The organism is Streptomyces sp. NPDC007157, assembly GCF_040634235.1.
In the GTDB taxonomy this organism is placed as follows: domain Bacteria; phylum Actinomycetota; class Actinomycetes; order Streptomycetales; family Streptomycetaceae; genus Streptomyces.
On the sequence record NZ_JBEYFE010000051.1, the window covers coordinates 17,123 to 29,995 of the forward strand.

At 72.7% G+C, this 12,873-nt stretch carries 9 protein-coding genes and 1 pseudogene; 2 read left to right on the top strand and 8 right to left on the bottom strand.

The features are described 5' to 3' along the window. Positions 1–157: 157 nt before the first annotated feature. Positions 158–646: a molybdopterin-dependent oxidoreductase gene (locus ABZ642_RS45255; RefSeq protein ID WP_360497231.1), complete on the top strand. Its 489-nt coding sequence runs from the start codon at positions 158–160 to the stop codon at positions 644–646. Here the strand turns inward: ABZ642_RS45255 and ABZ642_RS45260 are convergent. Then, entirely contained in the window at positions 561–3,302 is a 2,742-nt protein-coding gene (locus ABZ642_RS45260; protein ID WP_360497234.1) for a molybdopterin-dependent oxidoreductase, read from the bottom strand. The two genes, ABZ642_RS45255 and ABZ642_RS45260, sit on opposite strands and share 86 nt — an antisense overlap. Next, positions 3,299–4,114, bottom strand: a complete 816-nt coding sequence (locus ABZ642_RS45265) for an FAD binding domain-containing protein (protein WP_360497237.1) — start codon at positions 4,112–4,114, stop codon at positions 3,299–3,301. Before ABZ642_RS45265 ends, ABZ642_RS45260 begins: the two co-directional genes overlap by 4 nt. A gap of 185 nt (positions 4,115–4,299) precedes the next feature. Between ABZ642_RS45265 and ABZ642_RS45270 the strand changes: the two genes are divergently transcribed. Next, positions 4,300–5,781 carry a PucR family transcriptional regulator gene (locus ABZ642_RS45270; protein WP_360497240.1) on the top strand — a complete coding sequence of 494 codons (1,482 nt, stop codon included), beginning with the start codon at positions 4,300–4,302 and terminating at the stop codon, positions 5,779–5,781. A gap of 154 nt (positions 5,782–5,935) precedes the next feature. On the opposite strand, the gene ABZ642_RS45275 is transcribed toward ABZ642_RS45270, so the two are convergent. From ABZ642_RS45275 to kdpB, 6 genes and pseudogenes are all read right to left on the bottom strand, one after another. Continuing rightward, a complete protein-coding gene (locus ABZ642_RS45275; protein ID WP_351734167.1) occupies positions 5,936–6,331 on the bottom strand; it encodes a helix-turn-helix transcriptional regulator in 396 nt (131 codons plus the stop codon). A 100-nt stretch (positions 6,332–6,431) separates the two neighbouring features. Next, complete coding sequence (locus ABZ642_RS45280; RefSeq protein ID WP_360497243.1) at positions 6,432–6,953, bottom strand: hypothetical protein; 522 nt, start codon at positions 6,951–6,953, stop codon at positions 6,432–6,434. Positions 6,954–7,067: 114 nt separating this feature from the next. Further along, entirely contained in the window at positions 7,068–9,023 is a 1,956-nt protein-coding gene (locus tag ABZ642_RS45285; protein ID WP_360497246.1) for an amino acid transporter, read from the bottom strand. A 284-nt stretch (positions 9,024–9,307) separates the two neighbouring features. After that, a complete protein-coding gene (locus ABZ642_RS45290) occupies positions 9,308–10,150 on the bottom strand; it encodes a GNAT family N-acetyltransferase (protein WP_360497255.1) in 843 nt (280 codons plus the stop codon). Positions 10,151–10,160: 10 nt separating this feature from the next. Then, positions 10,161–10,256 (bottom strand): annotated as a pseudogene (locus ABZ642_RS45295) (short-chain dehydrogenase); the annotation flags it as partial. A 331-nt stretch (positions 10,257–10,587) separates the two neighbouring features. Continuing rightward, the gene (gene kdpB / locus ABZ642_RS45300) at positions 10,588–12,741 is read right to left on the bottom strand and encodes a potassium-transporting ATPase subunit KdpB (protein WP_360497249.1); all 2,154 of its coding nucleotides are present in this window, start codon (positions 12,739–12,741) and stop codon (positions 10,588–10,590) included. Between the last annotated feature and the right edge of the window lie 132 nt (positions 12,742–12,873).

The following is a 12,873-nucleotide window of genomic DNA, read 5'->3' on the forward strand; positions in this document are numbered from 1 at the left end:
CGACCTGTCTATCGGCCGCCACGCGATGATACTGCCGCACTTGCCAGGCGTAAGTCTTCTGTCACATCGCATGAGCTGCACACTTGTGACTTGAGCCTGGCATGTGCGTTTGTACGGAGGTGTGCCGCGGGTACCGTCATCCGGGAGGAGGCCGCACATGACGCTCGCCGAACTCGACCTCACCGGGGACCTGGCACGGCCGGCCCGGCTCACCGTGTCCGACCTCCTGCGCTGGCCCCAGCACCGGGTGCGGGTCAGCTTCGACTGCGCCACCAGCGGCGTGCAGCGCCACGGCTTCACCGGACCCCTGCTGTACGACGTCCTCAGCGACGCGGGCCCGGGTTTCGACCCCGCCCGGCGCAAGGACCGCCTGCGGTTCCTCATCGCGGTCAGCGGCGCCGACGGGCACCACGCGCTGCTCTCCTGGGCGGAGATCGACCCGGATTTCGCCCACGCCCCCGTGCTGCTCGCCGTCGGGATCGACGGCACCCCGCTGGACCTGGCGGGCCCCCAACTGGTCCTGCCGCAGGACCGCTGCGGGGCCCGGCACATCAGCGGCATCACGGCGATCCGGGTGGACGGGGCGTACGGCGGCTGGCGTCCAGCGCCCGCCACACCCGGTCACGCGTCAGCGGCAGCTCCGTGAACCGCACACCGGTCGCGTCCCGCAGCGCGTTGGCAAGCGCCGGGGCGACCGGGTTGAACGGGCTCTCGCTCATCGACTTGGCGCCCAGCGGGCCGATGGCGTCGGCGGTCTCCATGAAGTGCACCTCGGTCCGCGGGATGTCCGCGTACTGCGGGAGCCGGTAGCGGCGGAAAGCCGCCGTCTCGACCGCGCCGCGCGCGTCCAGCCGTACGTTCTCGAAGAGCGTGGCGCCGAGCGCCTGTGCCACCCCGCCCTCCACCTGGCCCCTGCACTGCATCGGGTTCATCACCTTGCCGGCGTCGGCCGCGTGCACGCTGCGCAGGATGCGGATCTCGCCCGTCCCGGGGTCGACGGCCACCCGGAACCACTGCGCGTTGAAGGCGACCGAGCGCGGGGTGCCGTCGAAGTGGCCGTCGGCGGTGAGTTCGACGCCGACCGCGCGGGCGGCGACGTACAGCTCCTTGAGAGGGAGCCGGCCGCCTGGGTGCAGGACGGCCTCCTGGGCGAGCCGGCAGGCGGCGCGCGGGACGCGCAACTGGGCCGCGGCGAAGTCCAGGAGCAGGTCGGCCAGGGCACGGGCGGCCCGCAGGGTGGCCTTGCCCGCGACCACGGTGCCGGTGGAGGCGAACGCGCCCGTGTCGTGCCGTACGACATCCGTGTCGGACTGGCGGATCGTGATCCGGTCGACGGTGGTGGCCAGTTCGCCGGCCGCGATCTGTCGGTGCACGGTCGTGGTGCCGTTGCCGAACTCGGCCGTGCCGACGGCCAGATCGAAGCTGCCGTCGGCAAGTACGGCGGCCTTGGCGTCGGCGATATGGCCGCCCGGCGGGCCGGTCGCGATCATCGCGAGCGCCGTGCCCTCGCCGACCAGCCAGCCTTCCGGGACCTGTGCCGGGACGGGCTGCGCCTTCGCCCGCCGCACGATGGACACGCACTGGTCGAGCCCGTAGCTCGCGATGTGCAGGTCCTCCTCGTGGCCGCCGGGGGTGAGCATCGCGTCGCCCGGGCCGATGATGTTGCGCGCCTTGAAGTCGACGGGGTCCAGGCCCAGTCGGCGGGCCAGCTCGTCGAGGGCGGACTCCACGGCGAACAGGACCTGGCCCAGGCCGTAGCCGCGGAAGGCGCCCGCCGGGACGGTGTGGGTGTAGACGGAGTAGGCGTCGACCTTCTTGTGCGGGGCCCGGTACATCGCCGTCGACTCGCCGACGCTGTGGAACATCACCGCCGGGCCGTGGTTGCCGTACGCGCCGGTGTTGGAGACCACCCGCAGCTGGAGTGCGGTCAGCAGGCCGTCGCGGCCGGCGCCGGCCTTCACATGGACGGTGAAGGGGTGCCGGGTGGTCGCGCCGTAGAACTGCTCGGCGCGGGTGTACTCCAGCTTCACCGGACGGCGCAGCCGCAGGACGGCCAGCGCCACGATGTCCTCGACCAGCATCTCCTGCTTGCCGCCGAAACCGCCGCCGACCCGGCCCGCGACCACCCTGACCTGGTCCGGGGGCAGGTCGTAGAGGGCGCACAGGGCGCGGCGGGTGAGGAACGGGGTCTGGGAACTGGTGCGGACGGTGAGGCGGCCGTCGTCGTCGATCCAGGCGACGGCGCCGTGCGTCTCCAGGCTGGCGTGCTGCACCCGCTGGGTGCGGAAGGTGTCCTCGTAGACGACGTCGGCCTCGGCGAACCCGGCCTCGACGTCCCCGATCTCGCCGTGCGCCTCGCCGACGACGTTCGCCTGCGGACGGGAGATACGGGCGGCGGACGGGTCCTTGTCGTGGACCACGGGGGCGCCGGGGCGCATCGCCTCCTCCGGGTCCAGGACGGCGGGCAGGACGTCGTAGGTGACCTCGACCCGGCGGCAGCCCTCCTCCGCGGCCGCCTCGCTGTCGGCGACGACCGCCGCCACCCGCTGGCCGATGTAGCGGACCGTGTCGTCGAGGAGGCGGGTGTCGTCCGGGTCCTCCTCGGGGTGCTCGTGGCGGGCGGTGGAGTAGTGCCGCTCCGGGGCGTCGTGGTGGGTGAGGACCGCGTGGACGCCCGGCACGCGCAGCGCGGCCGAGGTGTCGATCGCCGTGATCCTGGCGTGGGCGTGCGGGGAGCGCAGCAGCTTCATGTGGAGCAGGCCCGGCACCTCGATGTCGAAGGTGTAGCGGGCGGTGCCGGTGACGACCTGCGGTCCGGCCGGGGCGGGCAGATTGCGTCCGACGGACTCGCCGGGAGACGGCTCCTCGACGTGCCTGACCCCGCGTACGGCGTCCTCGATGGCCCGGTATCCGGTGCAGCGGCACAGGTTGCCCTTGAACGCCCGCGGGAGGTCGGTGAGTTGGTCGTCGGACAGGGCGGCGGTCGTCATCAGGAAGCCCGCCGTGCAGAAGCCGCACTGGAAGCCCTGGGCGTCCAGGAACTTCTGCTGCACGGGGTGCAGTTCGCCCTCGGGGGAGGCCAGGCCCTCGACGGTGGTGACCGTGCGGCCGTCCGCCCGGAAGGCCGGGTAGAGGCAGCTGTGCACCGGCTCGCCGTCGACGTGGACGGTACAGGCGCCGCAGTCGCCGGCGTCGCAGCCCTTCTTCACCCCGAACCAGCCGCGGTCGCGCAGATAGGTGCGCAGACACTGGCCGGGGCGTGGCTCCACGTCGTGGGACCGGCCGTTGACCTCGATCCTCATCGCTCCTCCAGTTCACGGCGGATCTCCTCCGCCAGCCGGAACGTCATGTGCCGTCGCCACTCGGGCAGGCCATGGATGTCGTCGAACCACTCGTCGTCGGCGACGGCGGATGCGATCGCCGCCCGCAGGGGCGCGGCGGTCGGCGGGAGCGGGAACCAGAGCCGCACCGGGCGCACGGTCGACGCGGTGACCGTGAGGGCGAAGGAGCCGTCGACGGGGTCGAGGGCGCCGATCACCAGGACGCCGGAGCGGCCCAGGCCGTAGAGGGAGGCCTGCCGGAACGCCGTACGGCAGGCCAGGGTCCGGGCGGGCAGCGTGACCGAGCGCAGCAGTTCGCCCTCGGCCAGGTCCTTGCGGCCCGCGCCGGTCACGAAGGCGGTGACGGGGACCTGCCGTCGCCCGCCGTCCTGGGCGATCAGCAGGCACTGTCCGTCGAGGGCGGCCGTGAGCGAGATCATCGGGCCGGCCGGGAGGGCGTTGCAGAGGTTGCCGCCGACCGTGGCCATGTTCCAGATCTTGAAGGAGGCCAGGAAGGCCCGGCAGCACTGCTCGAACAGGGGGGCGGCCCTCGTCGTCAGTGTGGCCGCGCATCGCGACAGCTGGGCGATGGTGCAGGTGGCGGCGATCTCCAGGGCGCCGTCCGGGGCGACGGTGACGGGCTGCCAGCCGGTGCGGCTCAGATCGACCAGGCGGCGCAGGCGCGGCTGGGCTTCGGAGAAGAGGTACGTCCCGCCGCCCAGCCAGGCGTCGCCGGGGCGCCAGGGGGCCGGGTCCCGGGCGTCGCGGATCTCCACCACCGTGTTCAGGTCCATGCCGGACAGTGAAGCAACGCGCCGAGGCCCCGCACGACTGGTGCCGGGCACGGAAAAACCGAGCCGGGCGGGGCCGGTCCTGGATGATCCACCAAGAGGCGTTCCCTGCGGAGAGACTTGCATTTACGATGCCGTAACTCGCACTCACCTGGTGAATGCGAGTTTGGCGCGAGGAGTCTGAGCACATGCACGTCGAACACCTCCTGACGGACGTCTCCCTCGGGCTGCGCCCGCTGTGGGCGCAGGACGCGCTGCTGGCGCGCGAGATCAGCGGGGTCACCGTGACGGACCTGGAGGACCCGGCGCGCTTCGTGCGGCCCGGCGAGGTGGTGCTCAGCGGGCTGGTGTGGTGGGCGCCGGGCAGGGCGGAGCGCTTCGTGTCGGGCCTCAAGGAGGCCGGGGCCGCCGCGCTGTTCGCGGGCGAGGAGACCCACGGGGGCGTGCCCGAGGAACTGGTGGAGGCGTGCGTACGGCACGGCGTCCCGGTCGCGGGGGTGCCGGCGCACATCATGTTCCGGGCGATCACGGACACCGTGTACCTGCGGCAGTGGGGCGAGCTGAGCCGTCGGCAGGCGCTGCCGGAGAACGCGCGGGTGCGGCTGAGCCGGCTGCTCGCGCAGGAGGCCGGACCCGGGGACGTCCTCGCGGCGGCCTTCGCGCATCTGGACGGGATCGCCGTCTATGTGTTCACGCCGTCCGGGCGGACCGTCACGGCCACGGCGGGTGCGGTGGCCGTCCCCGCGCGGGAGGCGGCGGCGCTGGTCGCGGACGGGCGCGGGGTGACCGTGTCCGTGGCCGCCGACAGCGTCTCGCCGTACGAGCGCTGGCTGCTGTATCTGCCGGACCCGGACGGCGCGCCGGCCGGGATGCTGCACGAGGTGGCCGCCGCGCTGGGGCGTTGCCAGGAGGCCGGGGTCCGGCGCCGGGCCGCCGAGCGCCAGGCCGCCGACGAACTGGGCGCGCTGCTCACCGCGCCGGGAGCGGCGGAGGGGGCACTGCCGGCCGCCGTACGCAGGTGCGGGCTGCCCGCCGACGGGCCCTACCGTGTGTTCGTCGCCGACACCGGGGCGCGGCGGCCCGGGCTCGCCGAAGGGGCGCTGGCGGAGGTCGCCGGGCAGGTGGCGCCCGGAGCGGCGGTGGGGCGGCTGCCGGAGGGGCTCGCCTTCGCGGTGCTGCCCACCGCGGCGGACGTGCCGGCCGAGGTCTGGGCGTCGGTCGCCGACTGCGAGCCCGGCCTACCGCTGCACGGCGGGACCGGGGCGGCGGCCGGCGGGCCCGACGCCCTCGCCGGGGCCCTGGCGCAGGCACGGTACGCGTTCACCTCGGCCCGCGGCACCGCCCCCGACGCCTCGGCTCTCGTCGACGCCACCGCGCTCACCAGCCTCGCCGCGCTGCTCACCGGCGTGCCTTCCGATGTCCGCGCGGCCTACAGCCGGACCGTCCTCGGCCCGCTGCGCACCGGCGAACGCGCCGCCTCCGCCGTGCTGTTGAGCACCCTGGAGACCTTCCTGGCCTGCGACGGCTCCTGGGCGCGGACCGCCGAGGCGCTGCACCTGCACGTCAACACCGTGCACTACCGGATGCAGCGGGTGGAGCACTTCACGGGGCGCGACCTGTCCCGGCTGAGCGACCGGCTGGACCTGTGGGCGGCACTGATGTGCCGGTGACCGCGTCGGCAGGGGGCCGGTACGGCCATCGGTCGGGGGTGCCGGGAGCGGTGTCGGCCGGGGTCGTCGGGAGCGGTGTCTGCCGGGGGTGCCGGGAGCGGTGTCGGCCGGCGGTCGCCGGTGAGGTTCTCGGTCGGGGTCGCCGGTGACGGGGTCAGACGCGGTCGATGTGCACGTTCGTCGACTTCACCCGGGCGGTGGCCTCCATGCCCACCTCCAGGCCCAGTTCCTCGACGGCCTCGCGGGTCAGCAGGGAGACCAGGCGGTGCGGGCCGGCCTGGATCTCGACCTGGGCGGCGACGTCGCCGAGCTTGATCGCGGTGACGATGCCGGGGAAGGCGTTGCGGACCGAGGTGTAGGAGGCGTCCTCCTCGACGGTGCCGGCCCTGGCCAGTTCGACGGAGAAGGCGGCGAGGTCCTTGCCGTCGATGAGCCGCCGGCCGCCCTCGTCGCGATGGGTGGTCACCCGGCCGGCGTCGGCCCAGCGGCGGGCGGTGTCCGGGCTGACGCCGAGCAGCCGCGCCGCCTGGCCGATCGTGTAGGACTGCATGGGGTCACGATAGGGCCGGTCGGCGGGGTCCGCGGACCAGTTGTCCCCCAGTTCCCGCTGCGCGCCGCCGCCGTCGCGATGCAGCCGCGCCCGGTGCTGGTCAGGTCAGGCCGGATGCCTTGAGGACCGCGCGCGCGTTCGTGTCGTCGATCTGGTGGCCGAGCTGGGTGAGCACCTCGGTGCCCCGGCGCAGGGTGCCGCGGGCCAGGGAGTGGCGGACGCCGGTGTCCAGTTCGTGCCAGAGCAGCGGATTCGCGTGCAGGACGTTCGGGTCGAGCTCCAGCCGGTTGCCGGCGGTGTCACGGAGCACCAGATGGGCGGAGACGTCGCCGTACTGGCTGACGGAGACGAGGGAGTCGGTGCGGACGGTACGCCGGCGCAGCGGCCCGCGGACGGCCAGCCAGCCGGGGCCCGCCGTGACCCGGGCCGGCAGCAGCATGACGAGGATGGCCGTCGACAGGGTGAGCCAGAGCAGGACGCGGACCGGGGTGAGGGTGCCGGCGTCCCAGTCCACCACGAGCGTCAGGCCGCCGAAGCCGAGGGCACAGCCGACGGCCAGGCGTGCGCTGCCGCGCCAGGTGCGGTCGCCGGCTGCCCGGTCCCTGCGTGCTCTGTCCTCCATGAGGCCGACGGTAGGCGCCGGTGGCGGCTCGGGGACGGCGGCTGACGGGGTTCTTATGCGGACCGAGCGGTTATTGACGGGATTCTTACGACCGGGTCGTTTCGGCGCAGGCGGTCAGCCCGTGTGGACGCGCGGCCGGCGGGAGCGGTCCGGCTCCGCCTCACGCAGTACCTCCCGGGTGACCGGGGCGACCTCGCCCTGGCCGAAGAGGAAGAAGCGCAGGAAGTTGGCGAACGGGTTGCCCTCGGTCCACTCGAAGTAGATGTGCGGGATGCAGCCGGTGTCGTCACGGACGTGCAGCAGCAGCGCGGCCAGGGCGTTGGGGATGGAGGCCGACTCCAGGGTCAGGACGCGGTAGCGGTTGTGCAGCACCTCGCCGCGCACGGTCAGGCCCGCCTCGAACTCGGAGGGGTCGGTGACCGTGACCTCGACGAAGACGAAGTCCTCCTGCTCGGGCATGTCGTTGTCGGCCCGGATCTGCTCGATCTTGTCGCGGTACTCGGCCTTGTCGCGCCGGTCCGGCTCATTGGCGATGAAGCGCATCCTGCGGCTCGCCATGTCCCGGATGAACCGTTCCGCCATCGGGTCGAGGCTCACGCTCGTCACGCGCAGTTCGAAGGCACGGGCGAGGCGGGAGAGCAGCGAGACGAGGATGATGCCGACGATGAAGCAGGCACCGATCTTCACACCGTCGGGCCGCTCGATGACGTTCACGACGGTCGTGTAGAGGAACACCGCCGAGATGACCCCGAACCCGATCGTCCACTTGCGCTGCCCGGCCTTGTGGGCGGCGATGGTCACCGCGACGGCGGCGGAGCTGATCAGGACCAGCACACCGGTGGCGTAGGCGCCGCCCTGCGCGTCCACGTCGGCGTCGAAGATCCAGGTGACCAGGAAGGCGATCAGGGTGAAGACGATGACCATCGGGCGCACCGCGCGCGCCCAGTGCGGGGCCATGCCGTAGCGGGGCAGATAGCGCGGCATCAGGTTGAGCAGGCCGGCCATCGCGGAGGCGCCGGCGAACCACAGGATGCAGATGGTCGAGACGTCGTACACGGTGCCGAAGGCGTTGCCGAGGTACTCGTGTGCCAGATAGGCCAGCGCACGGCCGTTGGCGTCGCCGCCGGACTTGAACTCCTGCTCCGGGATCAGCAGCGTGGTGATGAAGCTGGTCGCGATCAGGAAGCAGCTCATGATCAGGGCGGCCGTGGTGAGCAGCTTCCTGGTGTCCCGGATCCGGCCGGTGGGCCGCTCCTCGGTGTCGCCCGGGTCGCCCTGGACGTGCGGCATGACGGCGACGCCGGTCTCGAAGCCGGACAGGCCCAGCGCCAGTTTGGGGAAGACGATCAGGGCCACGCCGATCATGACGAAGACGTTGCCGTGTTCCGTGGTGAGGGCGCTGGTCCAGTCGGTGATGACGTGCTCGGCGGTGATGACGTGGTAGATGCCGACGATCACGACGACGACGTTCAGCGCGAGGTAGATGCCGACGAGGGCGACCGCGACGCCGATGGCCTCCAGGAAGCCCTTGAGGAAGACCGCGCCCAGCAGCGCCACCAGGATCAGCGTGATGATCAGCTGCTTGCCCTGCAGGGCGGCGGTCAGATGCGGGTTCTCGACCAGGTGGGTGGAGGCGTCGGCGGCCGACAGGGTGATGGTGATGAGGAAGTCGGTGGCGGCGAAGCCCAGCAGGGTGAGCACGAAGAGCTTGCCCTGCCAGAAGGACAGCAGCCGCTCCAGCATGGCGATGGAGCCCTCGCCGTGCGGGCTCTCCGCGGCGACACGCCGGTAGACCGGCAGCGCGCCGGCCAGGGTGACGATGACCAGCACGATGGTCGCGATCGGCGACAGCAGTCCGGCCGCCAGGGCCGCGATGCCGGGCTGGTAACCGAGGGTCGAGAAGTAGTCCACACCGGTCAGGCACATCACCCGCCACCAGCGCTGGCCCTTGTGCGCGGCCTCCGGCTGTGCGTGGGGCCCGGTGTGGCCGCCGCTCTTGCCCATGTCGGACAGCCCCTCCAGCATCCAGGCGCGCAGGCGACTGGGAGGGGGGTGTTCGGTCGTGGCCATCGGTCGGGCTCCTGGTGTCCGGCGCGGTGAATGCGGGGCAGTTCGATTCCGGCCATCACGCGGACGGCGGCACCAGCGTAAGCAGAGAGTGACGCGTGGGCCCACGGATCAGCGGGCCTCAGGCGTCAAGCTTGCGTTAAGAATCGCCTGGCAGGGGGTGTCGGAGCATCAAGAATGGGTGCCACGAAGGCCGCGACGAGGCGTTCGGCTGTACGGGGGACGGCGGGCGGGTGCCGGGGACCGGACACCGAGCGTTATCCCGTACGACGCCCTGCCGTGCTCTCTCACGCGCTCGGCCGTTCGCGTACGACCGGGCTGCCGACCGCGTAGTACACATACTCGCGGACCAGGCGGAACCCAGCGGTCCAGGCCAGCAGACGGCTGGCACGGTTGTGGACCGAGCAGTTCCAGGTGGCGACGTGACCGCGCGCGGCGATGTCGGCGCACAGGAACGTGACGCAGGCCAGGGCGAGGTGATGGCGTCGGCGGTCGCGGACCGTGTAGACGGCGAGGTCCTCGAAGCGGGTGCCGCGGAAGTAGGTGCAGGCTACCGCCAGGACCCGGCCGGTGCGGCTCACCGCCGCCCAGGCGTGCCCGGAGGCGGCCAGGCCCCGCGGTCCGCCCCAGCTGGCGGAGAGCCAGGAGGCGTCCGGGCCGAGGGCCAGCACGGCGTCCGTGTCGGCCGGATCCAGGCGCCGTACCGTCACGCCCGCCGGGACCCGGGCGGCCTGCGGTTCGGCCTGGCGGGTCCAGATCATCCGCTCCCAGGGAGTGAGCCGCCCGAAGGCGGCGCCGAGTGCGGGCAGGAAGCTGGCGGGAGCGTCGATCCGGGTGCCGGCCAGCGGTGCCAGGGCCTCGGGTGTCAGTGCGTCCGCGGCCCCGCGCAGGACGACGTGTCCGGCGCACGACGCGGCGATCGCGCGCGGATGCGCGGAGCGGTCGGCCCACCACCGGCCGATGCCGGTGGCCGCGATGTGCTCGCCGACGGCGGCGGGACCGGGGGTCCCGGCGGGCAGCCAACGGGTCGTCAGGGCGAGGTGCGAGGGGGCGAGCTCGATCAGGGGTTCTTCACTCCACCTTGTCCGGCGTTGCGGGGCAGCGCCCCGAGGGACGGCAATGGGGGGCAGGGGCGTCGTCCTCGTTGCCGTCGGCGGTCACCGTGTGCCGCTCGGGCGAGGCGATGCCCGCGTTGTTGACGAGGACGTCCAGGTGCGGGTGCTCGGTGACCACCTTGTGCAAGGAAGGAAAGAGGGGCGCCGGACCGGGTCAGGTCCCTTGGCGAGAGGGCGAGGGCCGGCGCCCCGTGGGCACGGAAGCCGCGTCAGCGGGACGCGAGGGCTTCCGGGCAGCGCGGCAGACGACGGGACGGCCGAGCGGTACTCGGCGGCCGGTCGAAGAGGAGCCAGGCGCTGTTCACGGGTTCCATGCAAGCGGTTCCGCAGACCCCGGACAAGCCGAAGTGCCGTTCTCTGACGGGCCTCTGACGTGCGCCTACGCTTCTCCGGCGGTCCGTTCGGCCGGACGGGCGGTTCTCCGGCGGTCCCTTCGGCCGGACGGGCGCGGCTCAGCCGAGGCCGGGCACCGCCGAGATCAGAAGGTCGATCAGCTTGATGCCCGCGAACGGCAGCACCAGCCCGCCGAGCCCGTACAGCAGCAGGTTGCGGCGCAGCAGGTCGTGCGCCGACGAGGGCGTGTAGCGGACTCCCCGCAGGGCGAGCGGGATCAGCGCCACGATGATCAGCGCGTTGAAGATGATCGCCGAGGTGATCGCGGAGGTGGGACTGTGCAGGCCCATCACGTTGAGGGACTTCAGGCCGGGGTACGCGCCCGCGAACATCGCCGGGATGATCGCGAAGTACTTCGCCACGTCGTTGGTGATGGAGAACGTGGTCAACGCACCCCGGGTGATGAGGAGTTGCTTGCCGATCTCGACGATCTCGATGAGCTTGGTCGGGTTGGAGTCGAGGTCGACCATGTTGCCGGCCTCCTTGGCGGCCGACGTTCCCGTGTTCATCGCCACGCCGACGTCCGCCTGGGCCAGCGCGGGCGCGTCGTTGGTGCCGTCGCCGGTCATCGCGACCAGCTTGCCGCCCGCCTGCTCCTTCTTGATCAGGGCGAGCTTGTCCTCGGGCGTGGCCTCGGCGAGGAAGTCGTCGACGCCCGCCTCCTCGGCGATCGCGCGGGCGGTGACCGGGTTGTCCCCGGTGATCATGACCGTGCGGATGCCCATCCGGTGCAGCTCGGCGAACCGCTGCCGGATGCCGTCCTTGACGACGTCCTTGAGATGGATCAGGCCGAGCACCCGCGGGCCGTCCCAGTCGTGCACCGCCACCAGCAGCGGGGTACCGCCGGACGCGGCCACCGAGTCGGCGAACATCCGTGCCTCGGGCGGGACATGACCGCCGTACATCGTCACCCAGGCGATCACCTGCTGGGCCGCGCCCTTGCGGATCGAGCAGACCGCGCCGTTGTCCCAGCGCAGGTCGACGCCGCTCATCCGGGTCTGCGCGCTGAAGGCGACCCAGCGGCCGTTCGCCAACTCGTCCCGGGCGGGAGCGCGCAGTCCGTGCAGCCTCTTCGCGAGGACGACGACGGAGCGGCCCTCGGGCGTCTCGTCGGCCAGCGAGGACAGCTGGGCCGCGTCCGCGAGCTGCGGTTCGTCCACACCGGGCAGCGGTACGAAGGCGACGGCCTCGCGGTTGCCCAGGGTGATGGTGCCGGTCTTGTCCAGCAGGAGCGTGCCCACGTCACCGGCCGCCTCCACCGCCCGCCCCGACATGGCGAGGACGTTGCGCTGCACCAGCCGGTCCATGCCCGCGATGCCGATCGCGGACAGCAGCGCCCCGATCGTCGTCGGGATGAGGGTGATGAGGAGCGCGACCAGGACGGTCGTCGACTGGGCCGCGTCCGCGTACTCGGCCATCGGCTGGAGGGTGACCACGACCAGCAGGAAGATGATCGTGAGTGAGGCGAGGAGGATGTTCAGGGCGATCTCGTTCGGCGTCTTCTGCCGGGAGGCGCCCTCGACCAGGGCGATCATCCGGTCCAGGAAGCTGTGCCCGGGCCGCGCGCTGACCCGGACGACGATCCGGTCCGACAGGACGGTCGTACCGCCCGTGACCCCGCTGCGGTCACCGCCCGACTCGCGGATCACCGGCGCCGACTCGCCCGTCACCGCCGACTCGTCCACCGCCGCGACCCCGTCGACGACATCGCCGTCCGCCGGGATCAGCTCGCCGGCCGCCACGACCACGAAGTCCAGCGGCTTCAGGTCGGTCGCGGCGACCGCCTCGGTGCGGGCGGTGCCCACGTCCGTGCCGTAGCGCCAGTCGAGGAGCCGCAGCGCCACCGTGTCGGTACGGGCCTTGCGCAGGGACGCGGCCTGGGCCTTGCCGCGGCCCTCGGCGACCGCCTCGGCCAGGTTGGCGAAGACCACGGTCAGCCACAGCCAGAAGCTGATCACCCAGGTGAAGACGGCCGGGTGCAGCAGTGCGGACAGGGTGGTCAGGGCGGCTCCCACCGAGACCACGAACAGGACCGGGTTCCTGACCAGGTCCCGCGGATGCAGTTTGCGCAGCGCGTCGGGGACGGAGCGGACGAGCTGGGCGGGATCGAAGAAACCGCTCGGGGTCCGGTGCCGGGTGCCTCCCTTCGACTCCGGACGGGACGGACGCGGGGCACGGGACGGCGGGGCCTGCTCGGGAGCGGCGGGCAACATGAGGACCTTCGTGGGACGACAGCGGGTGGTGGTGGGCCGTGAGGGCCGTGGGGGGGGGGGGGGGGGGGCGCCGCCCGGGGGCGGGGGGCGCCCGCCCGCGGCGGCGCCGCGGGGCGGGGGCGACACGGGTCG

Coding starts and splice junctions, on each gene's coding strand:
- ABZ642_RS45255 (WP_360497231.1), top strand. CDS start 158: ATGACGCTCGCCGAACTCGACCTCACCGGGGACCTGGCACGGCCGGCC.
- ABZ642_RS45270 (WP_360497240.1), top strand. CDS start 4,300: ATGCACGTCGAACACCTCCTGACGGACGTCTCCCTCGGGCTGCGCCCG.
- ABZ642_RS45275 (WP_351734167.1), bottom strand. CDS start 6,331: ATGCAGTCCTACACGATCGGCCAGGCGGCGCGGCTGCTCGGCGTCAGC.
- ABZ642_RS45280 (WP_360497243.1), bottom strand. CDS start 6,953: ATGGAGGACAGAGCACGCAGGGACCGGGCAGCCGGCGACCGCACCTGG.
- ABZ642_RS45260 (WP_360497234.1), bottom strand. CDS start 3,302: ATGAGGATCGAGGTCAACGGCCGGTCCCACGACGTGGAGCCACGCCCC.
- ABZ642_RS45285 (WP_360497246.1), bottom strand. CDS start 9,023: ATGGCCACGACCGAACACCCCCCTCCCAGTCGCCTGCGCGCCTGGATG.
- ABZ642_RS45265 (WP_360497237.1), bottom strand. CDS start 4,114: ATGGACCTGAACACGGTGGTGGAGATCCGCGACGCCCGGGACCCGGCC.
- kdpB (WP_360497249.1), bottom strand. CDS start 12,741: ATGTTGCCCGCCGCTCCCGAGCAGGCCCCGCCGTCCCGTGCCCCGCGT.